Raw genomic sequence first — 25171 nt, 5'->3', positions numbered from 1 at the left:
GGTCAAGCATGAGCCTACCCAGCACTGAAACCTTGCTAACAAACCAGGACGGCCCGGTTCTGCATATCACGCTGAACCGTCCCGACAGCCGTAACGCCATGAGCCTGACCATGGTGAATGAACTCATGACGGTGTTTGAGAGCGTGGCCAACGACACCAACATACGCGCCATTGTTCTGCGCGGCACTGGCGGCCACTTCTGTGCCGGCGGTGATATCAAGGATATGGCGGGCGCGCGCCAGCAAGCCGCCAGCGGTGACAACAACGCTTTTCAGACATTAAACCGCCGCTTCGGTGAAATGATTACCCTGGCCAATCGTCAACCGCAAGTAGTGATCACTGTGCTCGAAGGCGCCGTACTGGGTGGCGGCTTCGGCTTAGCGTGCATTTCAGACGTTGCCCTTGCCAGTGCGAACGCCACCTTTGGCCTGCCTGAGACCGGATTGGGGGTAATCCCTGCCCAGATTGCTCCCTTTGTGGTGGAACGTATAGGCCTGACCCAAGCGCGCCGTTTGGCGTTGACTGGAGTGCGTTTCAAAGGCGACGAAGCACTGCGGCTCGGCATCGTCCATGAAGTGGCAGCCGACAGCGAGGCGTTGACTGCAGCACTGGAGAACGCCCTCACGGCCGTTCGCCGCTGCGCGCCACACGCCAATAGGGTGACCAAGGAACTGGTCCTGAACGTGGGCCATATTCCTATGAACACCCTGCTAGACCAGGCCGCCATCGACTTTGCCGCTGCCGTCAACAGTGAAGAAGGCCAGGAAGGCACCATGGCGTTCGTACAGAAACGCCCAGCAACCTGGAATCAGTAAACATTTGATTTACCACAGGAGGCACAACGTGTTCATAGCGAGCCGTCGGCAGATAACAAGGCTATGACATTCCCTGAGCGAGTCCATCTTGGCCGCAACGGGATCAGGTTGTGTTTCTCTGTGAACGCTGTGGTGGAAAGCATCATAACCACCAAGCCCCAATACCGGTAAGGAACTCCCATGAGCTTTGAAAAAATCCTGATTGCCAACCGCGGCGAGATTGCTTGCCGGGTGATAGCCACCGCCCAATCGCTCGGGTATCGCACCGTGGCAGTCTATTCTGAAGCGGATGCAGGCGCCCGACACACGGCCTTGGCCGACGAAGCCGTTTGTATTGGCCCAGCCTTGGCTAGCAGCTCCTATCTGAATATGGATGCCTTATTGGCTGCCTGTAAGCAAACAGGGGCCGATGCAGTACATCCCGGTTACGGCTTCCTCTCTGAAAACGCCGCCTTTTCCAAAGCCTGCAAGGACGCAGGCATTACCTTTATCGGGCCCGATGAAGCGGCCATTCAATTAATGGGTTCCAAACGACTCTCCAAGATTGCCATGCAGGAAGCCGGGGTCCCCTGTATTCCCGGCTATCAGGGTGAAGAACAAAGTGACGAAAGACTGCAGCAGGAGGCAGAGCGCATCGGCCTGCCCCTCATGATCAAAGCCAGTGCCGGGGGCGGTGGCCGCGGCATGCGCGTGGTCACCGATGCGAGCGACATCGGCGCACAACTGAAAAGTGCCCGCCAAGAAGCCAAAAGCGCCTTCGGCAGTGACGAACTTATTCTGGAGCGGGCGGTGTTGCAGCCTCGACATGTGGAAATACAGGTATTCGGTGATCGTCATGGCAACGTAATCCACCTAGGGGAGCGCGATTGCTCCGTGCAACGTCGCCACCAGAAAGTGGTAGAAGAAGCCCCCTCCCCTGCGGTAGACGAATCCCTGCGTCAGCGTATGGGCGAGGCCGCGGTTCAGGCCGCCAAAGCTTGCCAGTATGTTGGTGCCGGCACGGTGGAGTTTCTGCTTGCTCCGCAAGGAGATTTTTTCTTCTTGGAAATGAATACCCGCCTGCAGGTAGAACACCCGGTCACCGAACTGGTCACTGGGCTGGATCTTGTAGCGTGGCAGATCAAGGTCGCCCGAGGCGAGGCCCTGCCGCTGACTCAAGATCAGGTACAACTGACCGGGCATGCAATGGAAGTCCGCCTCTACGCCGAAGATCCAGCGCAAAATTACATGCCACAAACGGGGCCGATTCTACGCTGGCAGCCCGCCAGCGGTGACGGTATTCGTGTTGACCACGGTCTAATGGAAGGCACCGAAATTGGCAGCCATTATGACCCTATGTTGGCCAAGATTATTGCCGTGGGTGACAGCCGCGAAGACGCCCGCCGCCGTCTTATTCGTGCCGTGCAAGACACCACCTTGATGGGCGTAAACGATAACCGCGAATTCCTGGCGGCCATCCTTGCTCATCCCGTTTTTGCCCGTGGCGATGCCACCACCGCATTCATTGGCGACGACTTTGCCGACGATAGCAGCCTGGCCGGGAGCGCCCCCGACAAAACCCTATGGGCACTGGCCGCACTGCATCATTGCCGCAGCGAAACACCCAGTGACGACTTGCGCGGTTGGCACTCCAGTACGCTGGGCGCTCAACCCGTCGTACTTCGCAGCGGAGAGCACAAGCAAACACTTTATATCCGCTATCAGGGCGAACAACTCCACGTTACGTTTAGCTCTGAGCCTGACATTCTTACCCTGACACCGCTAACGGGTGATCGGGTAGCCGTGAACGGCGTAGAAGTGACCGCCAGCGTGCTCCAAAATGGCAATCAATATTGGCTGCAAAGTCAGGGCCGCACGGCCTGTTTCAGTGATGATACCCATACCGCCGCCGATAGTAGCGAACAGGCGGGCTCGGGCCTGATCCGTGCACCCATGGATGGCGCCATTATCGACATTAGCGTCAACCCCGGCGATACCGTGAGCAAAGGCCAGGTGCTAGTGGTCATGGAAGCGATGAAAATGGAACACAGCCTAAAGGCAGACTGTGACGGCACTATCGAAACACTGGATCTGAGCGTCGGCAATCAAGTAAAACGCCAGCAGTTGTTGGTCACGGTCACGCCAAATGTCAGTTAGTTTAGTAACAATTTGCCGACGGAAAAGGACACTGCATCGTGATCCAATAATTTACACTGGGGTAAGTTGTGCCATAACACCCAACTCATTACCCGAGCATTACCAGCATGCAGGGCGCTTGCCCTGCCCTAATGCTGCGGTTAAGGTAAGCGCCCGCTTGCCAACACTGGGTTCCCGGCTTTTCGGGGCCTTCCAAGAACAGACAATGGAGATCCTATGAGCAACGCCGACATCATCACGTTGCCCAAGCTTCTGTCCAAGATCCCAGAGGTGATCACTCATCTTCCCGGCCTGATCAAGGGCTCAAAGCTGACGAAAATCACCGATACCAGCAAACCATTGGGGCTGGGCGTTGCCATTGAGCGCGCCACCAGCATGAACCCCAATGGTGCTGCCGTGATCTACGAAGACACAGAACTTACCTATAAGCAGTTTAACGCCTGGGCTAACCGGCTGGCAGACTACTTGGCCTCTATCGGCCTGAAAAAAGGCGATACCATTGCGGTCAATATAGAAAATCGCCCCGAGCTGCTTGCCACCGTTGTCGCCTGCGCTAAACTGGGGGTCTGTGCAGCCCTTATCAATACTTCCCAACGGGGTAAAGTGCTGATCCATAGTTTCAACTTGGTGAAGCCCAAAGCTGCCATTATTGGTGAAGAACTGGTTGATGCCGTGGAAGAAGTTCGCGGTGATCTGGACCTCAAAGACAACTTCTTCTGCTTCGCAGACCAGAACACCTTGGATAACCCCGGTGACGTACCGAGCGGCTACAAGAATCTGGCCAGCGAAAGCCGTGATTGTTCCAGCGAGAACCCCGCGTCCACTAAGCAAACCTTCTTGCGTGACCCGTTGTTCTACATCTACACCTCCGGCACTACCGGCCTACCCAAAGCGGTTGTCTTCAACCACGGCCGTTGGCAAAAAGCCTATGGTGCCTTCGGTTTCTCTGCCTTGCACCTGACCAAAAATGATCGTATCTACACCACCCTGCCGTTTTATCATGCCACCGGTATGGTGATCTGCTGGTCCTCGGTCATCGCTCCGGCTGGCGCCGTTGTCCTTGCACGTAAATTCTCCGCCAGCGGTTTCTGGGACGATATTCGACGCCACAACTGTACCGCTTTCGGTTACGTGGGTGAGCTGTGCCGCTATCTGCACGAACAGCCAGAACAACCCACCGACAAAGACAACAAGATCCACACCATTGTAGGTAATGGTCTGCGTCCGAGCATCTGGAAAGACTTCAAGGATCGTTTCGGCATTGAGCGGGTGGCAGAGTTGTATGCGTCATCTGAGGGCAACGTAGCGTTCACCAACATATTCAACTTTGACAACACCGTTGGTTTCTCCCCAGTGAGCTACGCCATCGTCAAATACGACAAAGAACGTGACGAACCAGTGCGCGATAGCAAAGGGCACATGACTAAAGTCGGCAAAGGCGAAGCGGGTCTAATGCTCGGTGAAATCACCGAGAAGACTCCTTTCGATGGCTACACCGACCCAGAAAAAACTGAGAAGTCTATCTATCGGGATGTGTTCGCTAAGGGTGATGCGTGGTTCAACACCGGCGATATGATGCGCGACATCGGCTTCCGCCACGCTCAGTTCGTGGATAGGCTGGGGGACACCTTCCGCTGGAAAGGCGAGAACGTATCCACCACCGAAGTGGAACAGATTCTCGATGGCTACGATGGTATCCAGGAATCCGTGGTCTACGGTGTGGAAATTCCTAACACCAATGGCCGTGCGGGCATGGCCCAGATTCGCCTGACCAGTAACCACAAAGACTTTGACTTCAAAGGCCTGTGTGAGTATCTCAAACGCGAATTACCCGCTTATGCTATCCCCGTGTTCCTGCGCATCAATGAAGAAGCCATGGAAACCACTGGCACCTTCAAGCACCAGAAAAACAAACTCAAGGAACAGAAGTACGACCTGAAGCAGCAGAACAATGCGGTTTATGCCCTGCTGCCTGGAGAGAGCTGCTACCAGCAACTGGACGAGGCCACGCAGGACGGCATCGACGGTGGCAAGTACCGCTTCTAATCGATCCAGATGGTCTAGGAAAGCAAAAAAGGCGCCGAAAGGCGCCTTTTTTGTGCTCCATTGCAACGCTAGGTGGCTTAACCCATTAGCACAATGCCGCATTAGACATTGCTCTCGACACCGCCAACATCGGCCAGACATAACGGGGATTTGTAACGCAAATCCACAGAGGCTCTCCATCGCTACAAGACCATACCTGCGATTTATGCCACCGTGCCACACCCGCCTTAGTTTCCTTTACTCCCTTCATTTATCCAAACGCGTTACCCACATGACCTTTTCTATCCACGGCATCTGTGGATAACACTGTTAACGAGCCTCGGATAACGCTTCGAAAGCCAGTGTTGACGGTGGATACAGCGACTTGTGTGGTTTTTCACCAAGGATACGTGGATCTGAATACCTTGAAAAAGGTCAAGCCTATTGCCGTTTTTCTTTGTTGGAGGATTACTCCACAAAAGCTGTGGATAAATATGTGAACAACCTGACCAAAAGTATCTACATCGCCCGTGATTAGGCGCTTAGCGCAAAATGGTTCATTTTTAAACGAATCATAAACTACTGATTTTTCAGTGGCTTATTGTTCTTTTTTTACCCTGTAGGCAACTCATCTTTAACCTAATGAGTAAATGCTTTATTACGATCAGCTTGTGTAAAAGCGCCAGAGAGAGCACAAAGCCGCCATAATATGGCGGCTTTTGAATCCAGAAATTACAGCAGCAAATACCACTATAATCTTGTCCACAGATCCTGTGGATAAGCCTGTGCATAGACAGTAGAAAAGGGAGCATAATCACCCATAAATCCTGCACCGGGACGACATGGCTATTTTTTAACCTATCCTTTTTGTTAAACAAAATCAAACAGTTACACTATTTACCAAGAGCATTTAACAAGATTGTCATTTTTTTATTCAGAAAAAGAGCATTGACAACAAATCTGTGTACAACACTGGGGCATTACCGCGTTACCAAGAGTGACACCCTGGTACAGACGCGCATATAACACCAAGGGAGTGACACAGGAGAAAAACCAAGGCAGGGAACCCCCCCAGCTATTCTGACAAAACACCAGAACAACCAGGGCTGTACGCTAGGTGTTAATCAGCCGAATGCTTGCAGCCCGGTCTGCGCCCGGCCCAAGATCAGGGCATGGACATCGTGGGTACCTTCATAAGTATTGACTGCTTCCAGATTCATTACGTGACGAATCACATGATACTCGTCACTAATGCCATTGCCGCCATGCATATCTCGGGCCTGACGAGCAATATCAATGGCCTTGCCACAGTTATTGCGCTTCATCAACGAGACCATTTCCGGCGCCCAGTTTTCCGCATCGATCAAGCGGCCTAACTGCAGCGCACCTTGCAGGCCTAAGGTAATCTCAGTCTGCATGTCCGCCAGTTTTTTCTGAATCAGCTGGGTAGCCGCCAGCGGGCGACCAAATTGTTTGCGGTCCAAAGTGTACTGACGAGCCGCCTGCCAACAGAATTCCGCGGCACCCATGGCACCCCAGCTGATCCCATAGCGCGCCTTGTTCAGACAACTGAAGGGCCCCTTCAAACCCTCCACGTCCAACCGATTTTGTTCCGGTACAAAGCAGTCATCCAGCATGATCTGCCCGGTGATCGATGCCCGTAGAGAGAACTTGCCTTCAATCTTAGGGGTGCTAAACCCCTCAAAGCCCCGCTCTACCACGAAGCCGTTGATCTTACCGTCTAGGTTCGCCCACACCACCGCCACATCGGCTATTGGCGAATTAGTAATCCACGTTTTGGAACCATTTAACAGGTAACCACCATCCACTTTTTTAGCGCGAGTGCTCATGGAACCCGGATCAGAGCCGTGGTCGGGCTCGGTAAGACCAAAACAGCCCACCCATTCGCCACTGGCCAGCTTTGGCAGGTACTTGTTGCGCACCGCTTCACTGCCAAAGGTATAAATGGGAAACATCACCAGGGAGGACTGCACACTCATGGCGGAGCGATACCCGGAATCCACCCGCTCTACTTCCCGAGCCAGCAAGCCGTAGCTAACGTGGTTCACTCCTGCGCCACCATATTGCTCAGGAATGGTGGATCCAAGAAACCCCTGTGCCCCCATTTCTGTCATGATCTCGCGATGAAAAATCTCGTGCCGGTTCGCCTCAAGCACCCTGGTCATCAGTTTGCTTTGGCAGTAATCCTGCGCCGCATCACGGATCATCCGCTCATCGTCGCTGAGCTGAGTTTCCAGCAATAGCGCATCATTCCATACAAAACCACTCATGAATCTACTCTCTCCAGCACCATGGCAACGCCCTGGCCTACGCCAATGCACAAGCTAAGAAGTGCATAACGACCGCGGGTTCGCTCCAACTGCCGCATGGCCGTCAAGACCAAACGCGCGCCGGACGCACCTAACGGATGGCCGACAGCTATGGCGCCACCATTTGGGTTCAGGCGTTCATCCTCCCCAGCCAGGCCCAACTGCTTACAGCAGCCCAACACCTGGGCGGCAAACGCCTCGTTAATTTCAATCACATCCATCTGAGCTAACGCCAGGCCCGCCCGGGCCAATGCCTTGTTGCATGCGTGCACCGGCCCCAGGCCCATAACGCGAGGCGCCACTCCGGCAACCGCACCAGAGAGAACTCGAGCACGGGGAGCAATGCCCGCCGCCACACCAGCCCTACGCGAACCCACAATCACTGCCGCCGCCCCGTCATTTATCCCAGACGCATTACCCGCAGTAATAATGCCGCCATCGACAATAGCAGGCAGTTGTCGCAACGTATCAACGCAGGTTCCGGGGCGGGGATGTTCGTCGTCAGCCACACGCAGTGGTGTCGCCTTGCCCCCCTGGGGCACCGTAACCGGTAACACTTCCTGCTGATAAAACCCTTGCTCACGGGCGACCTCATAGCGTTGTTGAGACCGTGTAGCAAAAGCATCCGCATCTTCACGGCTGATGCCCAGGTCGTGCGCTACATTCTGTGCCGTCTGCGGCATAGTATCGGCACCAAACTGCTTGAGCACTTTCGGGTTAGGGAAACGGGCGCCGATAGTGCTATCGAAAACTGTCATCTCCCGGCTAAACGCTTTCTCTGCTTTGGCCATTACATAAGGGGCCCGGCTCATGGATTCCGTACCACCGGCGATGATCAACTCCCCTTCGCCCACCGTCACCATACGTGCCGCATCCAATGTTGCGGCGAGGCCGCTGCCACATAACCGATTCACGGTGATCCCCGCCACGGACTGCGGCAACCCAGCCAACAACCCGGCATGACGGGCCACATTACGGGCATCTTCCCCGGCCTGATTAGTGTTACCAATAACAACATCTTCATACAGAGAAGCCTCAAAGCCATTTCGCTGTACCAGTTCGCGAATCACTTCGGCCAAGAGGTCATCCGGGCGTACCGATGCCAGAACGCCGCCGTGGCGGCCAAAAGGAGTACGCAGACCATCATAGATATAGGCATCAAGCATTACATCTTCCCAACAGTTACACGCTCAAGCGGCAAACCACGAGGCGCGGAAAACGGCATAGCGACCTGACCAGTACATATCTTCGTGTTTCAATCAAAGCAGCAACGCGACACCACTTGTCACTTTATTTCTGACTTGCCCGCACTTTGTATTTATCGCTTGCACCTTGAAGCTGCGCCGCCTGATCAGGCCGCGAAATACCAAATACCGTTACGCTCTTCGCGCTGCACTCTGCCTTGCTCCAGCAAGCAATTGAGATGCGCAATGCTCTCGCCCATTGCAAACATCATTTGCTGCACATCCAGTTCACGTTTAAACATTACCGGCAGCATATCGTGGGCATTATGGGGTTGCTGCTGACAGGCAGCCTGCACCTGTTCCAATTGCTGCGCGTGATGATCGACCAGTGTATTGATGCGCGCATGCAAACCACGGAATGGCAGACCATGAGCGGGCAACACTAGGGTGTCTTTAGGAAGCGCATCGCGAATTACTGTCAGGCTATCGACAAATGCCCTCACCGGATTAGCTTCCGGCTCTGTGGGACGCACCATTAAGTTACTGGAAATAGTAGGTAGCACCTGGTCGCCACTGAGCAACACGTGGTCTGTCTCGCGATACAGGCACAGATGCTCCGGCGAATGGCCACGACCAATATACACCTGCCAAGGCTCACCCTTAATAAGCAGCGAATCGCCCTCGCCGATAAAGTCCGGGGAGGTAGGCAGCGGCATGACCACTCGACGAAAGCCATTACCTTTACCCGCCACTTTGTTCAGGTCGTCACCCAATAGCCCATGGCTGGAAAGAAACGCCTTGAAACGCTCAATAGTCTGGGCATCAGTGGCAGTACAAATACTGTCAGCCAGCTGCCACTCACCACGACTCATGGTCACCGGCACGCCGCAATGCTGCTCAAGCCAACCGGCCATGCCAAGATGGTCAGGGTGGTAATGGGTGACAATAACTCGAGTTACCGGTTTGCCGTCGAGCTGTTCAGCCAGCAACTGCTGCCAAATTTCGCGGCTGCGCCGCACTCCAAGACCGGTATCCAAGATGACCCAGCCATGGGTGTCTTCAAGCAACCAAAGATTGATATGGTCAAGAGCGAACGGCAACGGAAAGCGCAGCCAGAAAACACCTTCGACAACCTTGAAACGTTGGCCCGCCAGCGGCAACTCAGTAAAGGGATAATCTAGTGACATAAGGAACCTTTTGTTTTTGCGCACAGGAGTCGATCATTAGGAAACAGAGAAAACCAACCTTTTGCCGCGTCACTTGCCTGTAAACATAACTACAAGTCTATCGGCAAACCGTTTTCTTTGTGCCCTCTGTGGCTTAGGCGATAAGCCCCATCATTGACAGGAGAACAATCATGCGCGCTTGGTGTATTGAAGATAAGCAATTGCAATTGCACACCCTTGAAGACCCGCAGCCCGGACCGGAGGAAATCCGGGTACAAGTCAAAGCCATCGGGGTGAATCGGGCAGATTTGCTGCAGATTCAAGGCCGTTACCCGGCTCCACCCGGAACCAGCAGCCGTATCCCTGGCCTGGAATATGCGGGTGTCGTCAGTGCTGTTGGCAAGCGAGTTCAACAACGAAAAGTGGGCGATGCAGTAATGGGGCTGGTACCGGGCTGCGCCTATGCGGAGCAAGTGATTAGCCATGAACGCGAAACACTGACGATTCCACAAGGCATTACTTTTGTTCACGCTGCCACTTTGCCCGAAGCCTTTCTTACCGCCTACAGGGCATTGTTTCTGGAAGGCGGCTTGCAGCCGGGCCAGTGGTGTCTTATACGCCCGGCCACGGCTGGCGTCGGCCTCGCGGCTACACAGCTGGCCATCACGCTTGGCGCCCGCCCCATCGGTACTAGCCGCGAGCCAAGCAAGCTTGCCGCCGCCAACGATCTGGGTCTTGTGGCCCAGGTCCGCGAAGACGGCACCCTCACCGCGCAGCTCAACGCCATCACTGGCGAGGAAGGCGTTGCTGTGATTCTGGATATGGTCGGCCCGGATTGGAACGATTTGCTCGGCGGCCTGCGCGCAGAAGGCACCTTGGTGAATATCGGTGTACTGGGCGGCTTGAGCACAGAGCTGAACTTGGGCGCATTGCTGATGAAACGCCAGACCCTGAAAAGCATGACCATGCGCAGCCAGCCACTGGAAAGCCGCATTCGTTTGGCGCAGATTTTCAATGACCGGTTGGCCCCATTGTTTGCCAATGGCCGATTGCGACCGCTGCCACTGGAGACATTTTCCTTCGAAAACGCCATCAAGGCTCATCAGCACATGGCCAGCAACAACTTCAGCGGCAAACGAGTCATTGTTGTCGAATAGTAGAAGAGCCAGAGGGTGCATTGCCATCCGCAAGGAAGCAGTATTTAGAATACTATTTCATGTTTTCAGCATCGCCCTCAATGACCAAAACGTTCAGTGCTATCCCTTGAGACACCGGGACCAACACGTTTTCTCCAAACAAAAAAAACGGGTACCCAAGGCGGGTACCCGTCAAAAGACACCACTAAGGGGTTAGCGGTGTGAGCTACAACAAGGGCTTGGAATGACTAACTCTTTTTCCGAGTCTGGCGTTTCGAAGCAGGCTTTTCAGGTTGCTCTTCAGCGTGATCCAGTGCCTGAGTCAATTCCTGTACCCGTTTTTCAAGCTGTTCGACCTCCCGCTTGTTGGGCAGGCCTAAACGGGATAAAGCCTTGTTAAATCGGTCATCAAAGGCTTTTTCCATTTTTTCCATGGTCTCGCCGGTATGGTGGCGAACCCGCTCTTTAATCTCTTCCACCCGGGATTCGGTTTTATCCTTGGTGTGCCGCTCCACTTCCCGGCCGGCTTCTACCAAGGCATCAAAAAAACCGCTCCCCTCTTCCTCAGCCCGAGCAAAGGCGCCCAAACCGGCTAGCCAAATCTGGTGGGTGTATTTACGAATGTCTTTTGAAGCCCCGCTCAGGGCTTTCAGTGGGTTTTGACGCCCGTCTTTTTCGTTTAGGTTCTGTTCCTGGTCGGACATAAGTCCACACTCCCGAAGGCAATTCCACGAGCGAATGCAGCGGGAAAACAACACACAAGCATTATCAGCGCGCGGGGCGAATTATAGAGGGGTAGTAGCGCCTGACACCGACGCACTGTAGGACAATCAATCAAAAATAATTCAGGTGCCGCTTTATAGCACCAAAAGTGCACAGAATTAGGACAGCAATGCTATTTCTCCACATCGTCCTTGTCTATGACGCCCTGCTGCCGTCCGTTGATCAAGCCAACACCACGTGCTAGGCTTTTGGCTCTTTCGCGAAGCATGTCCCGTGACCCGCCCGTTAGCATGTCCATGAAACGCCGACGAAGTCGGTCTTCAAGCTGTGCCGCACCCTCACCTAGCCGACGATCCACTTTGCGCTCAATCCGTGGACCTAACCAAAAGTGGCCGATGAGACCCAGCAGAATTAGAGTCAACAGCGAAGAGCCCGCTGCTGCCGCAAACAGCAACCACCCCAGGGTGGCTATATCTATCTGCAGCACCTGCATTCAACTAACCCCAAATATAAACACAAGCTGGAAAAGGCCAGCCATGGCGCCAAGAAAGCCGCCGACCACAATGAGAATCCACTCGTCTTCCTGAAAAGCCGGTCGCAGCAAATCCTGAAACTCATCGGAACTCAAGGCCTGCATACGCTCAGACATCAGCCGCTCGACAATCTGGCCCCGCTCTTTATTGAATCCCTGGTCCTCAAAAGGCTCCACTGCCAGATCCACGGCCTTCTCTTCCACCGCTTTTTTCAAGTCAGCGTAACCCTCTGGCCCTACCGTAAGCTGGGCAGCGGTTCGCACCACCCCACCATTAAGCAGCGGCTTGAGATGACGTTTGATTAACGCTTTGGTGCGATCACCCCGCGGCCCATTCACCACCTGGTACATAATGTTGTGCAAGGTAATCACTTTGGCCGTGGAGAGGCGAGCAAAGGACTCGGCCACATCTTTCTGACGCTTTAGGAATAAACCCTGAATCCGGAATGGCCCGACCTTGATCGGGTTCAGTGGGCGAAAAATCAGGTTCAGGGCCAGCCAGTTTGTCGCAATACCCACAATGAAGCCGAACAGTGGCAGCACCCAGTTTTCTGGGAAAAAGATAAATACAGGCACCTGGATTAAGCCAAATAAAAAACCGAAATACAGACCGGAGTTGGTAACAAAGCGGAATTCGGGATCACCCACTTCACGAAACATCTGCACCATGAGCTCCTTGTCTTCGCTCATCTGGGTGATAACCATATGTTTCATGTCAACCAGGTTATCAAGATTACGGCTGATATCGTCGACCACATTATCCATGACGGCAGGAATGGCGCGCCGAGCTCGACTATAAACCCGCTTGCGCACCAGCAAAGGCAAGTTTTCCCACAGAACGGCATTGCGTTCTGTCATCACTTCGTCGGTGTACTCTTCGATACGGACCTGGATAGTACGAGTGAGGTGGTCAGCGATTTTTTCCGGTTCCATTTCGCGGAAGAATTCATCCAAGCTACCCAGCTTGGATAGCGCCTTGTCCACCACAATGCCGGCCATTTTTTCCACCTTGGAGGGGATAATGCCCTGCCAGCCGAAAAAAGGACGGATACCCAGAAATTCCAGGGGATAGAAAGTCATCTGCACAGCCATCCAGTTGGTTGTCCAACCGACGGTTCCAGCGATGAACGGAATACTGACGTACTTCCAGAAATCCGGGTACGCAAGCAAAGATTCCAGCATTGAAAAACAACTCCCCTTCAAGGGCTGGTGCACTGTAACTCGACAGCGCCAAGGCGAACAGGTCCCGCGTACACCCATCCAAGTCAAAAAAGCCAATGTTGTTTAATTATGAAAATGCATAGTATAGGGAGCAGTCATGCCAAATATAAGCAGCATCGCGTAATTTTTGGCAACAAGAAGAGACCGGAACGATCACTCCGGGTCAACATAAAGACAGGATAGCGCTGCCACTATGCCCGAAACCGGTAGTTTCCCCCAGCTTATTGTGCTGGGAGGCCTTGAAAGTGCCCTTAATCAGGCACTCACAAGTACACAATACGGCCAAGACCGTCTCGCCGCCCTCCATGGAACCGTGGTGCGAATCCGTGCCGAACGCCCGCGTTCAGTCCTGTATGTGCTGATCTATGAAGATGGTATAGAGCTGCTGACCGATTACGAAGGCAACGTAGACATTCGTGTGCGCGCCCCGTTAGGGGCCATGATTCACTGGTTGTTTACCAGCGGACCACTGGAAGACCACGAATCATTGCGTGTCACCGGCAGTGAGCAGCACGTTACCCAGCTCGCTGAACTGATCAGCCAATTCAGTCTCTGGCCGCTGATCCGCAACTGGCTGGACGACCATGTAAGGCTCAAGGAGCTGCTTGCCCTGTTACGTCGCGAAGATCCTGTCTGGCTCGAGCAATTAGCCACCCTGCCCCAACAGGTCGGCCAGCTGGCCGAACAACAGGCCCAACAACAGTTATTGCAGGAAGACATCCTCGACGAACTGCGACAGATGCGCGGCGAGCTGCAACGGACCCGCAAACTGGATCAGTTTTTCACCCTCATTGGCATGCTGCTGATTTTATTGTCGCTAATGAAAACGTCCAGTTTGTGGGAAACTACTTGGCACGCCTTGCAACAGGATTTCCTGTCACTGGCCATGCTTAGCCTTGGCATTGCCTGCCTGGTGGTCCGGTTACTCCCCAAACGGCTCCGTTAAAAACCGACGCTCTGATGGTCACTGCCTGACACTATAGAACGGGCAAACCAAAGGCGGATCAGGGCTTGTCCTTGAGTCCGAAAATATTCCCCAGACGCTCACTCACCATTTCTGCACTGCTACGCGCCAGTTTACGACTGGCGCCTTCCAGTAACTCTTTGGACGGCAAGTTACGCACCCCTTCCTTCAGCCCTCGTTGAACCCCGTCTTCCACCCGATCCGAGAGGACCTGCGCCGCTTTTTCCACCTGCTCATCCAGCTCCCGTCGCAAGCTGTCACGTAACCGGGGCTGAAAATAAAAATGCGCCCACACACTGACAACCAGCAGTGTAAAAAAAGAACTGAGTAGTGCCGCCGCGACAATCCATGTAACTGACATGACTTTCTTCCTCTGAATGGAGCCCAAACCGGCCCCGAATTAATGCATCTATTTGCACGAATAGCGGCCGACCTTGTTATTAAATAGAGTATGCACCTGATGCTGAACACCGTGAACGCACTTGAGCCTCGCATAGGGTGCCAAGGCCGACAGCGTTGAGCAGGAGACCAAACATAATCTCTGGTGCCGAGGCACCAATGACTGCCGTGGCAAGTCCGCAACGCCAGAAAGCATAGTCAGCTTGTTTTGCAGCAGATGCTATCCTTTTGCCAACGCCACAAACAACCCCTGGCACTCCTGCCAACCGACTTGCAAAAACTGAAAAACCTGCAGGCGAAAATAAACCGGCATCCTCATCTTTCGATGCTCAGGCAATTCTATCAGCTGTGACAAACCCGCAAACGCGGTGAAGATATTTTGACCTCTACGCGCAGCAAGTAGCGGGTCTTCTTAGCATTACCTGGTACCCGCGCTGAGGGACTCAATTACCCTGCATCTACACTCGATGGATTTCGCATCGCATTGAACCTCCAGATCACCTACATCTGCGCACAACGGGGCGGCAGAAGGCGTAGGTCGACCGGTCAACGATACACGAAGCTGCTGTGCCAACCGGCGGAACGCGACCAGCGAACTTGTCGTCACAGGCACAAAAGCAATTGGGTCTAAATCAGCCCCACTTCACAACGTTACTCACACCAACTCGGCACCCAAACCTTATGGCTTGCGTGCAACCAGCACCGCACGGCGTGGTGCCGGGTAACCTTCACGGGTAAGGCTATGATCTTCGGGATCTAAAAAATCAGGAAGCGACTGGAAACGCATCCACTCGGTAGATCGTTGCTCTTGCACCGAGGTATTGCTTTCGTCCACACAGCGCACATCCACAAAACCGCATCGTTCCAGCCAGCGCGAGAGCATAGCCACCGACGGCAAGAAAAACACATTGCGCATCATCGCATAGCGGTCTTGTGGCATTAACACCGTACATTCATCCCCTTTCACCACCAGGGTTTCCAATACCAGCTCGCCACCAGCGCACAACGCCCCCTTTAACTCCAACAGGTGATCCAGAGGTGAGCGCCGGTGGTACAACACCCCCATGGAAAACACCGTATCAAACTGCCCGCCTTCTGCTGGCAGCTCTTCCATACGCAGAGGCAGGAACCACACGGGTAAGTCCGGCGCAAAACGACGTACCGCCAGATATTGCACCAGGAACAGAATGGTCGGGTCGATGCCCACCACGCTACTCGCCCCTGCAGCCGCCATACGCCAGCAGTGATAACCACTACCACAGCCCACGTCGAGAATCCGCCGCCCCCGCAACGATGACAAATGCGGCGCTACCCGTTGCCACTTCCAGTCCGAGCGCCATTCGGTTTCCACCGAAACCCCAAAAAATTCAAATGGCCCTTTGCGCCACGGGATCAACCCCTGTAATGCGAGTTTTACAGCCTCTTCATTCTGCTCACCCGCTCGTCCAATGGTCAGCGTGTTCTGATCCAGTGCGCAGTTCGTCGGCCCAGCCGGCAGGCTATCCAGTGCGGCCATCCAGCGTGGTAGATCACCGTGGGGACGCTCGACCAGGCGCTGACGTGACAGCGCCATAACGGCAGACAAGATTTGCGGAAAAAACAGGGGCTCAAGCCCACGTTCGCAGGCCTGCAGGTATTCAGTAAGCATTAACGCACGGCCAGTAATGAAACAAAGTTAAAACAGCGGAACCAGACATGAATCTGGCGGTAGCCCGCTTTTTTCAGTCGCGTCTCGTGGGCAGCCAGAGTTTCCGGAAGCAGTACATTTTCCAGCGCAGTGCGCTTCTGGCTGATTTCCAGATCGGAATAGCCGTTATTGCGCTTGAACGCATGGTGCAATTCGGTCTGCAGGGCATTCTCCGCTTCATTGGCGAAACGGATTTTCTCCGACAGCACGAGGATGCCACCAGGTACCGTGGCATCGGCCAGGCGCCGAATCAGGGCATCACGTTTTTCCAGGGCGATGAACTGCAAGGTAAAATTGAGCACCGCCATTGAACAGGGGTTGAACGCCATCGCCGCCACATCCCCTTCTTGCAGTGTCACCCGATGGGCTTGACCAGCTTGAGAGAGCAAGTTCTCGGCCTGCTCAATCATGGCGCGGGAATTATCCACCGCCACAATAGGATTACCGGTGTCCCCGGTCAGGGTCGCCATGGCAGTGGCGGCTGCGCCCAGGGAACACCCCAAATCATACAGGCAGGTATCCGGCTGCGCGTACCGGGCCGCCAGCACCCCAATCATGTCGATAATGGTAGGGTAGCCCGGCACCGAGCGGCGAATCATGTCCGGAAAAACCCGCACCACTGTATCGTCAAAAGAAAAGCGCCCCACCTGCGGGTATGACGTAGCGTAAATACGATCTTGCTGATCAGACATTAAGGGCCCCAGTATGCATCTGCGGCACGGATTATAGCGGGGAGTGATGCCCTGAAGAAACGGCTGCAAACGTAACCGTCAAAAAACGGCCACCAAGCAGGGAAAGACAGCAGCGCAAGCCCGCCAGTCAGCAACAATTACCACTGCAGGCTGAGTTGCAAATTCGGATTGAATTCTTCGTCAGCCAAGTCCACCAGATAGTTGTCCACGAAACTTCGGGTTGCCGTATCACGGCCTGTACCCAGGCGAACCAGAGCATCTTGCAGCCTCAACGTTTCGCCGTTGAGGTTTACTTTGGACGCGGACAGGCTTAAGCCCATATCAATGACCGCATACTCCAGATTCTCAGCCTGTCGGCCACCCACTATATGCGCCAGCACTGTCTGCCCATCTTGGCAAGAGATGGAAAGCAAAGACTCACCCGCTGTTATACGTACGTCTCCGGTTTCGATCAACTGATCGACTAGCACTCCAAAAGCGCTGTCCTCAGAGGCCGCGTGGCAAAGCTTTGCTTCCATGCCCGGATTCACTTGGGCCTGGGCTGGCAGCACCACAGAAAAAAACGACACCAATGCCAAAAATCGCATAACAATCTCCTTATCCCCGGCTCCACCGCCAGTGGCTTGCACAGCAAGAAAACCATACCCACGCCCGACGTGGGCATTTCGGATCGGGATTATACGAATTAAATCGTATTTCTGTTAAGTTGTTTCAACCATAAATGCTGTATAAAATAACAACAGTCAATATTTTAGTCTGACGATAATCACATTTATTTAATGAATAAAAACTAGAATCAAGGTCATTAAAAGAATGCATTCAGGTACGATGCTTACTTGGATCAGTGAAAACCACCGGGATATTTTGCGAGTGTTGAATATGCTCACTAGCCACCACCATGGATCATTTTCGTTCCTCACCACAGGCGCTATAGCCCTCACCCTCTGCGGCATTGGGCTGACATTCAATAGCATTAAATGGCAGCTAATCTGCATGACCTGCTTCTTCAGTGGGGTAACCTTGGTGGCTTGCGGTTGCTTCGTGCACGCGATACGACGCCACCGCGCCTGGCAGATTGAAAGCCTGATATTGATGATCTTGATGGTTATTTTTCTAGCAGAGCCCTTACTACCTGCAGTAGTGCAGGACACGTTGACCTATCTTATACCGTAACATTCAGGTATTGGGACAGGGCCAGTTTCATGGCCGTCAGGGAGAGGGGTTTAATCAACTGCCCATTCATGCCAACTTGAGACATGCGCCCTGGGTGTTCCGTGATGGCATGGGCGCTTAGTGCGAGTATCTGACACGGTGGCCAGTCACGCTCCTTCTCCAGCGCACGGATATGCTTAGCGCTAGCAAATCCGTCCATCACCGGCATATCCAGATCCATCAACACCAGATCCAGTTTGCCCTCCGCGGCATCAAAAGCATCGACCCCTTGCTGCCCATCTTCAGCAATGATTATGTGCGCAACGCCGAGTCGTTGCAGATAGCCCTTGGTGACCATCTGATTGACCGGGTTATCTTCAACAATCAACACACGCAGTCGGGTAACAGACTCCACAGGCACGGGTTCGGTGACAATGGGGATTACCCCGGGCACATGGCTCCCCAATAACTGCTGAAGATCATTGACCGTGACCACCGAGCGGCGCAGCACGCGAACATCATCCGGCAGCCACTCCGGAGGAGAACAACGCATACCAATCAACAATAGGACATTGATATCGGCCGGGTTCAACCGTGTCATCCGCAACGCTTCTTCAAACAATGCCTGCTCAGGCAAACCATTAACCAGCAAGATACCGCTGTCCACCTCTGCGTTAGGCTCAGCCAGCTGACTAACACTCTTAACCACTTTCACAGTCCGAAAGCGCGGGTCATCACTCAGCCAGCTCGCCAGACTCCCCTGCACATCCCAGAGCCAACTGGCAGGCGGCAGTTCAGCCATCATCGGGATTGTTTCCTGATCGCTATCCAGCTGGATACTGAAGCTGAATCGCGATCCTTGCCCAGGCACGCTGTGAACATGGATCTCTCCTCCCATCAGCGCTACTAGCTCACGGCTGATGGACAATCCCAATCCCGTGCCCCCATAACGGCGTGATGTATTGACTGACGCCTGAGTGAAACGTTGAAAAAGTTGACTCTGCTCCTCATGGCTCAGGCCGATGCCCGTGTCAGTCACCGAGAAAGTATACAGCGGCGCCTCCCCGTGCTGCCGACGGCATACCAGAGACACTACCACCCGCCCATTACGGGTGAATTTCACCGCATTAGCGACCAAATTGATTAAGATCTGGCGCAGACGAATAGCATCACCCATGACATTCGAGGGCGTATGCGAATCCACATCCAAAATCACTAGGGTGCCGTTGTCACTGGCCGGCAGATTGAACATTTGCACGCACTCTGACAGCAGCATCGGCAGATCAAAGTGCTCTTCTACCAACTCCAACTTGCCTGCTTCAATCTTGGCAAAATCCAGCACATCGTTAATCAATGCGGTCAAGGTGCGGCCCGCGCTGTCAATCAGGCTGATATATTCCTGTTGGCGAGGTGAGGGGTCAGTCTCACGCAACAACTCGGCCAAGCCAATGACGCCATTCAACGGCGTTCTGATTTCATGACTCATGCGAGCGAGAAACAAACCCTTCGCCTGGCTCTCCGCGCGGGCATTAATTGCTCTGGAATTAGACCAATACACCCATAGAGCCAAGCTCAACACCAGCATATAAAGCAGTACGATACCCAGCACCATCCAAACCGTGGCCCGAGCTTTCTCTTGGCGGGCATTACCCAACAGCTGATCGGCCAGGGAAATCAAGGTCGCGGATAACCCGTCCACTGATTTCATGGCATTGCGGCTACGATCATAGGCATCCTTCCAAGACACCTGGATACGCGTGGCCAGAATCAGATTCTGCTCAGACCACGTCAAGAAGGACAGCAGCCCCCCCCGTACTAGCCGCCATTGCTGCTGCAGCTCGATAGCGCCTGTGCGCGCCACCAATGCCTTGATTTCACTATCGATAATCGTCACTTGATGTTGCAAGCGCTGCCAGGCATTCTCCAGGCGGCGGGCATCATTGTCCCCCAGATAGCCTCCCCGCAGGCTCACGTACAACGCCAACGCCCGGATCAAGCCAATATCCTCCTGCAACTGCCGAAATGACCCCAACGGCAGAGACAGTACCTCGTTGGGCTCCAGCCCCTCACCAATCGACAGGTCCGACACAAACAATACCGTGGACAGGGCATTGCTTAACCGATGGGTAATTTGATTAACGTTATCAAAAGGGCCGACCACATCCTCCATAGGGATGCCAGTTTTGACCGTCAAATCGCGCCAAGCCTCGCTCAGCAAGCCGGCCTGATCACGCAACCCGGCGGTATCGCGCTGCCTTACGGCGTGGAGAAAGGCCTGTAACCGGCTGCCCGCGCGAGAACGGCTAAGCTCATAACGCGAAACAACGCCCGGGTCCTGAGTGTGAATAGCCGCAGAGGCCAGATCCCGCATGTCATTAAGGGGAGGCACTGCAGCCAACCCTTGGTCGAACAGGCTCACATCTGCACGCATGGTATCGTAGGTATCCAGCAGCCCCAGACGATGCTGCAACAAAAGCCCCGAAGCGATAGCGAATGGCACCGTGATCAACGCAAACAGCAATAACATAGCCGCACTGGTTCGCAGACCCGCAACCGGCAAGCCCGGAGCGGACTGCTCCCTACTTGTCGGCACATCATTATGTGATGGCTTTTCCATCGGCCTGCCCTGAAAATGATTATGCTCGTAGTGTGCCACGAGGGAGCAACCTAAAAACCCTATACATGCCCGCAGAGGCATAAATATTCAGGTGTTCAGGCTGCGCCCCTTCGTCAAAGCAAAAGGTAAGAGAGGGACGCAACTTTGAAAAGGTATGCTGATTACCTGTTGAGGCAGCCCATAACCATATATCCCAAAACACGATATTCACTTTGCCCTGTGCTACGACCCATGAATGTAAAAGTTTGCGATCTTTTGTCCATTGTCACACTAGCGGTTCTGCTATCCGCCTGTGCTGGGAGCCCGGTTCAGGAAACACCGAGCTCACCGCTTCACGTACTGAAGCTCGACAACACCACCCTGAAAGCCACCGGCTCAGAAAACCAGGCCAGAGCCTTGCCCGCGCGCAAGGCGCAACTGGAACAGTATCAAAGCCCCAAAACCCTGGCGGGCTTGCAGTTCGATGGCGAGATCAGTTCCGAACACGCTCGCACTCTTCGCTATCGAGACCCGGAGAATAAAGAACAACTCATTCTTACCCTGTCCGGCTTGCCCGCGGGATGGGATACCATGCCCCCGCAACGTGCCGTGGCAGGCTACTACAGCGAACTGCGCCAACGTCGGATAGACAAGGCATTAAGTAACAGCGCGAACGCACTCAGTATCATCAGCGAGCGGCTGGTTGACCTCGAAGGCAAACCCAGCGCCCAGTCACAAATGCGCTGGGTAGAACCCAACCGCCCGATTCAGAATCAGGCATTATTGGTCACATTGGTCGATGGCAATTTCATTCGTATCAGTAACGCCAGTTATCAACAAAAAACGCTCTGGCTACTTCAACAGGCGAAACGTGTACTGGCGGAATTCAAGGCAGCCCAGAGCGTGACGGCGCCCTGATCACTACATGTTATTCTGAGCCTCACTGTAGGCGGTGCCCGATACCGATTCGGTTTGCGTAAATTCTCCCGTGGTGTTAATCACGCCCCCGCCCAAATGGATGGGTCTTATTCGCTATGACAAACACCGGCTTCACCCTGCACTCGCGTCACCGCCATGCCATCGTTATCGGCGCCGGGCTGGCCGGCGCCACCACCGCTCGTGCCATGGCCGAACGGGGCTGGCAAGTCACCGTATTTGACCCTCAGGGCATTGCCAGCGGCGCGTCTGGAAACTTGGCCGGCGTGGTATACAGCACCCCCAGCCCTCACCTAACCCCACAGAACCGTTTCTACCAAGCAAGCTACCGCCATGCATTAGCCTGGCTATACCGCCATGGCTTTCCCGCCAGTCACAGCGATGGCCAACTCAACGGCGTGATTCAGCATTTCGTGGATGACAAACAACAACAAAAGCTCACCGCTGCCATGGACAGCGGCGCCTGGCCTAGCGACGTGTTGCGACCGGCCAAAGGCGTCAATGCCGTAGAACTGGTGGGTGGCGGCTACCTTCGCCCGGATCGCTGGTGCCATCACATGCTCGACCACCCTGAGATTACCCTGTGCCGCTACACAGTGGCGTCGCTCCACGAAGGGAGCCCCGCCAGTGTGCAGCTGAGTAACGGTAATCAAATGAGCGCTGACGCCGTCATTGTCTGCGCTGCCGGCGCCAGCCAGCAGTTACCCGGCTTGGCCTGGCTGCCTTTAAAACACATCCGCGGCCAAGTCAGTTATTGTCAGGCCACCGAAACCTCACAGCAATGGCAACAAGCTCAGTGCCATGGCGGCTATCTAACCCCGGCGCTGGGCGGCCTGCATTGCGTAGGCGCGACGTTTACTCTACATGACAGCCACCCCTCTCCCACCGATGCCGACGACGCCGAAAACCTAGCACAGTTAAAATATTATCTTCCCGATGCTTGGCAGACTTTGGGGGGCAATGCCATTGTGATCAAAGACCGCCGCGTGGCCTTTCGGTGCCAAAGCCTGGACTTTGTGCCCATATGTGGCCCCTTGCCCGTAGCCACCGACAACCCCCATCGCATAGCCACAGGCCTCTATCTCAACGTTGCCCACGGCAGTCGTGGCATTACCGGCACGCCACTGTGTGCCGACCTGCTAGCCGACCTGATAACCGGGGAGCCCTTGCCTGTAGATTCACAATTGGTTGACGCCTTGGACCCTTCACGGTTTATTCTTCGCAAACGTAAAAAACAACCAGAGTGGAAACCATGACTGTAATCAGCTTACCTATCACCGCCCTGTATGCCGCCCTATGCGGTTTTCTTGTTATCGCCCTAGCTGCCAACGTGGTCCGTTACCGTTTGAATAAGAAGGTATCCTTAGGAGATGGTGGCCACGAAGAAGTGAATCGCGCCATTCGTGCCCACGGCAACTCGGTGGAGTACATCCCACTGGCATTGATTCTGATGGCCTTACTGGAATTCAATAATGGCAGCGGGGCCGCCTTGCACGTCTACGGCATCCTGCTACTGGCCGGACGCTTGTCTTACGCTTATGGCATGCTGGTACCCAGTAGCAGCGCCAACCTGCCCCGGCAACTCGGTATTCTGACATCGTGGATTGTTATTGCCGGCACCGGCATTCAGTTGCTTATGGCCTAATTCCGCTGAGCGTTGCGCCCAGCTTTGTCACACATAAAAGCGCTTCTCGCGCTTTTTAATTCCAAATTTTGAACTTGAAACCACTTATGCCGATGATTGTTCCTTGGAAAGACCTTCCATCCGATACCCTCAACAATCTTCTCGAAGAGTTCGTAACACGGGATGGCACCGACTACGGCGATACCGAAATCTCCACCGCCACCAAAGTAACGCAGGTTCGACAACAGTTGAAACAGGAACAAGTGTTTGTGGTGTTTGATGACACTACTGAGAGTGTTTCTGTGTTAAGCAAAGAGCAACTCAAGGACATTGAGAACGGAGGGTAGCGAGCCGATTGACCCGCACCGCTGTTGAAGTACTCGACGTACGCCACCCAGCCATAAGCGGGCGGTATACAACAGTACACAAGCTAGATAAAGAGGATAAGCCTCGCCCAAGAAAGCGGTTCTTAAAAACCGCAACCTGATGTTTCATATCAGGTTGCGGTTCTATTCCAGATTTTTCGTTCTAATCTTTGTTTCTCACCCCTGCCGAATACGCAGCGTCACCAGAACGGTACGTAAATGCGGAACCGGCACCTTCAAACGATCGGCGATGGTCACCACGTTGCCGAGAATTGCATCCAGTTCGATGGGCCTGTCGTTCAGATAATCCAGCGCCATGGAATTTTTATAGGCGCCCATGGCCCGGGTGCCCGACATATTCTTCTCGATAATGTCGGCCGGCATGGGGTAACCATCGGCTTCTGCCACCGCAATCACCTCTTCCATCAAGAGGCGAAGCAGCGCTTCACCTCCTGGAGCATCAAGCATGGTCAAGGTGTCGGCACCATTAGCCAGAACGCTCAACGGGTTGAACGGTGTGTTCCAGACACACTTGCGCCACCGCTCACCAACCACTGCGTCGGTGCCATTAATATCGATACCGCCTTCGCGGAACAACGTTGCCAACTGCTCGCAGTGCTGATCAAAGCCCATGGGGAAATTCCCCATCACCAGTTGCCCATAAGCCTGGTGCTTTACGGTTCCCGGCCCGGTACGGCTTACGGCAATAAACGCCAGACAGCTCACCAAGGGGTTGCCGGGGAAGGCATCGGCCAGTTCACGCTCGATATCCAGGCCATTCTCAATTAACACCAACCCGGTATCCTCGCCCAGCCAAGGGCGTACCAGTTCAGCCCGATCCTCCCCCGGCAGCACTTTCACGCACAGCAATACGTAATCCGGTATCTGCACCGGGGTATCGCCCGGCTGGTAGACCTGATCCGGGGTCCATGACAGGTCTCCCAACGGGCTAGTAAAACGAAAGCCCGCGGCTTTCACCACATCATAACCGGAACGCAGCACTACACTGACGGCACACCCTGCCCGTTTCAGAATCGCGCCATAGAAACTGCCGATGGCGCCAGCGCCGATTACCAGGATATCCGGCTTGTCACTCCCCATTTTGTGGTTCATCGTCTCTGTTCTCCCAAACCTCGAATACCCTGCTGAATATCCGCATGGGTAACAGCCCCAACATGTAGTGGTCAACTAATTCCGGACCGGAATTTACGTTTTCTTCTGTCACAGTGAAAGCGATGCCACCATTCAAGTCGTGTCGTGTCGTGTCGTGGGGTCGGTGTTGGTTCCAGTAACTCATGCGGTAATCATCGATAGCGTTCTTTGACCCAGGCAAAGTGCGGTTCTATCGCAGGCACACCTCTCATTTACAATGCTCTGTTCCCTTTCCCGGCGGTCGCAGCGGCACTCCAGCTCCTGAATAGGGCGCTGTTGCGGGTAAGCGGCTTGCCTGTGGGAATGCCCCGCTGACGTTCAGCTTCAAGCTGCTTG

General features: G+C 54.2%; 21 protein-coding genes. 9 read left to right on the top strand and 12 right to left on the bottom strand.

All coding sequences use genetic code 11. From position 1 onward, the window contains the following. Nucleotides 1-8: 8 nt before the first annotated feature. The 3 genes from ABNH10_RS07840 (at nucleotide 9) to ABNH10_RS07830 (ending at nucleotide 4997) form a co-directional block, all read left to right on the top strand. Nucleotides 9-815 (top strand): enoyl-CoA hydratase/isomerase family protein, encoded by an 807-nt coding sequence (locus ABNH10_RS07840; protein WP_349385410.1) that lies wholly within the window; start codon nucleotides 9-11, stop codon nucleotides 813-815. 180 nt (nucleotides 816-995) lie between these two features. Next, nucleotides 996-2951, top strand: a complete 1956-nt coding sequence (locus ABNH10_RS07835) for an acetyl-CoA carboxylase biotin carboxylase subunit (protein ID WP_349385409.1) — start codon at nucleotides 996-998, stop codon at nucleotides 2949-2951. Between the two features lie 216 nt (nucleotides 2952-3167). Beyond that, nucleotides 3168-4997, top strand: coding sequence for a long-chain-acyl-CoA synthetase (locus tag ABNH10_RS07830; protein ID WP_349385408.1), 1830 nt, complete (start codon nucleotides 3168-3170; stop codon nucleotides 4995-4997). Nucleotides 4998-6100: 1103 nt separating this feature from the next. Here the strand turns inward: ABNH10_RS07830 and ABNH10_RS07825 are convergent. From ABNH10_RS07825 to ABNH10_RS07815, 3 genes are all read right to left on the bottom strand, one after another. Further along, a complete protein-coding gene (locus tag ABNH10_RS07825) occupies nucleotides 6101-7267 on the bottom strand; it encodes an acyl-CoA dehydrogenase (protein WP_349385407.1) in 1167 nt (388 codons plus the stop codon). After that, nucleotides 7264-8472 carry a 3-oxoadipyl-CoA thiolase gene (locus tag ABNH10_RS07820; RefSeq protein ID WP_349385406.1) on the bottom strand — a complete coding sequence of 403 codons (1209 nt, stop codon included), beginning with the start codon at nucleotides 8470-8472 and terminating at the stop codon, nucleotides 7264-7266. Before ABNH10_RS07820 ends, ABNH10_RS07825 begins: the two co-directional genes overlap by 4 nt. Before the next feature lie 185 nt (nucleotides 8473-8657). Then, on the bottom strand, nucleotides 8658-9677 hold the full coding sequence (locus tag ABNH10_RS07815; protein WP_349385405.1) for an MBL fold metallo-hydrolase: 1020 nt from the start codon (nucleotides 9675-9677) through the stop codon (nucleotides 8658-8660). A 170-nt stretch (nucleotides 9678-9847) separates the two neighbouring features. Between ABNH10_RS07815 and ABNH10_RS07810 the strand changes: the two genes are divergently transcribed. Further along, on the top strand, nucleotides 9848-10813 hold the full coding sequence (locus ABNH10_RS07810) for an NAD(P)H-quinone oxidoreductase (protein ID WP_349385404.1): 966 nt from the start codon (nucleotides 9848-9850) through the stop codon (nucleotides 10811-10813). 227 nt (nucleotides 10814-11040) lie between these two features. On the opposite strand, the gene ABNH10_RS07805 is transcribed toward ABNH10_RS07810, so the two are convergent. The 3 genes from ABNH10_RS07805 to ABNH10_RS07795 form a co-directional block, all read right to left on the bottom strand. Next, nucleotides 11041-11496, bottom strand: a complete 456-nt coding sequence (locus tag ABNH10_RS07805; RefSeq protein ID WP_349385403.1) for a phasin family protein — start codon at nucleotides 11494-11496, stop codon at nucleotides 11041-11043. 191 nt (nucleotides 11497-11687) lie between these two features. Further along, entirely contained in the window at nucleotides 11688-12008 is a 321-nt protein-coding gene (locus ABNH10_RS07800) for a hypothetical protein (RefSeq protein ID WP_349385402.1), read from the bottom strand. After that, nucleotides 12009-13229, bottom strand: coding sequence for a DUF445 domain-containing protein (locus ABNH10_RS07795; RefSeq protein WP_349385401.1), 1221 nt, complete (start codon nucleotides 13227-13229; stop codon nucleotides 12009-12011). Nucleotides 13230-13461: 232 nt separating this feature from the next. On the opposite strand from ABNH10_RS07795, the gene ABNH10_RS07790 reads away from it, so the two are divergent. Further along, nucleotides 13462-14214 carry an SCP2 sterol-binding domain-containing protein gene (locus ABNH10_RS07790; RefSeq protein ID WP_349385400.1) on the top strand — a complete coding sequence of 251 codons (753 nt, stop codon included), beginning with the start codon at nucleotides 13462-13464 and terminating at the stop codon, nucleotides 14212-14214. A 58-nt stretch (nucleotides 14215-14272) separates the two neighbouring features. On the opposite strand, the gene ABNH10_RS07785 is transcribed toward ABNH10_RS07790, so the two are convergent. The 5 genes from ABNH10_RS07785 to ABNH10_RS07765 form a co-directional block, all read right to left on the bottom strand. Then, nucleotides 14273-14593 (bottom strand): hypothetical protein, encoded by a 321-nt coding sequence (locus ABNH10_RS07785; protein ID WP_349385399.1) that lies wholly within the window; start codon nucleotides 14591-14593, stop codon nucleotides 14273-14275. 717 nt (nucleotides 14594-15310) lie between these two features. Beyond that, nucleotides 15311-16279 (bottom strand): tRNA 5-methoxyuridine(34)/uridine 5-oxyacetic acid(34) synthase CmoB, encoded by a 969-nt coding sequence (gene cmoB / locus ABNH10_RS07780; RefSeq protein ID WP_349385398.1) that lies wholly within the window; start codon nucleotides 16277-16279, stop codon nucleotides 15311-15313. Beyond that, nucleotides 16279-17010: a carboxy-S-adenosyl-L-methionine synthase CmoA gene (cmoA, locus tag ABNH10_RS07775; RefSeq protein WP_349385397.1), complete on the bottom strand. Its 732-nt coding sequence runs from the start codon at nucleotides 17008-17010 to the stop codon at nucleotides 16279-16281. Before cmoA ends, cmoB begins: the two co-directional genes overlap by 1 nt. A gap of 137 nt (nucleotides 17011-17147) precedes the next feature. Next, nucleotides 17148-17597, bottom strand: coding sequence for a hypothetical protein (locus ABNH10_RS07770; RefSeq protein WP_349385396.1), 450 nt, complete (start codon nucleotides 17595-17597; stop codon nucleotides 17148-17150). Between the two features lie 575 nt (nucleotides 17598-18172). Next, on the bottom strand, nucleotides 18173-20779 hold the full coding sequence (locus ABNH10_RS07765) for a hybrid sensor histidine kinase/response regulator (RefSeq protein WP_349385395.1): 2607 nt from the start codon (nucleotides 20777-20779) through the stop codon (nucleotides 18173-18175). Between the two features lie 231 nt (nucleotides 20780-21010). Between ABNH10_RS07765 and ABNH10_RS07760 the strand changes: the two genes are divergently transcribed. The 4 genes from ABNH10_RS07760 to ABNH10_RS07745 all read left to right on the top strand — a co-directional run bounded on the left by ABNH10_RS07760 (nucleotide 21011) and on the right by ABNH10_RS07745 (nucleotide 23665). Beyond that, entirely contained in the window at nucleotides 21011-21676 is a 666-nt protein-coding gene (locus ABNH10_RS07760; protein ID WP_349385394.1) for a hypothetical protein, read from the top strand. Between the two features lie 116 nt (nucleotides 21677-21792). Beyond that, nucleotides 21793-22950: an FAD-dependent 5-carboxymethylaminomethyl-2-thiouridine(34) oxidoreductase MnmC1 gene (gene mnmC1, locus ABNH10_RS07755; protein ID WP_349385393.1), complete on the top strand. Its 1158-nt coding sequence runs from the start codon at nucleotides 21793-21795 to the stop codon at nucleotides 22948-22950. Beyond that, a complete protein-coding gene (locus ABNH10_RS07750; protein ID WP_349385392.1) occupies nucleotides 22947-23339 on the top strand; it encodes an MAPEG family protein in 393 nt (130 codons plus the stop codon). The genes mnmC1 and ABNH10_RS07750 overlap by 4 nt, the downstream gene beginning before the upstream one ends. A gap of 86 nt (nucleotides 23340-23425) precedes the next feature. After that, nucleotides 23426-23665 carry a YheU family protein gene (locus tag ABNH10_RS07745; protein ID WP_349385391.1) on the top strand — a complete coding sequence of 80 codons (240 nt, stop codon included), beginning with the start codon at nucleotides 23426-23428 and terminating at the stop codon, nucleotides 23663-23665. A 195-nt stretch (nucleotides 23666-23860) separates the two neighbouring features. On the opposite strand, the gene ABNH10_RS07740 is transcribed toward ABNH10_RS07745, so the two are convergent. Then, nucleotides 23861-24796, bottom strand: coding sequence for a ketopantoate reductase family protein (locus ABNH10_RS07740; protein ID WP_349385390.1), 936 nt, complete (start codon nucleotides 24794-24796; stop codon nucleotides 23861-23863). Nucleotides 24797-25171: the final 375 nt, after the last annotated feature.

Source organism: Alcanivorax sp., from assembly GCF_040119285.1.
GTDB lineage: Bacteria > Pseudomonadota > Gammaproteobacteria > Pseudomonadales > Alcanivoracaceae > Alcanivorax.
The sequence above is the reverse complement of the archived record's forward strand: the minus strand, read 5'-3'. Positions and strand labels throughout refer to the sequence as shown.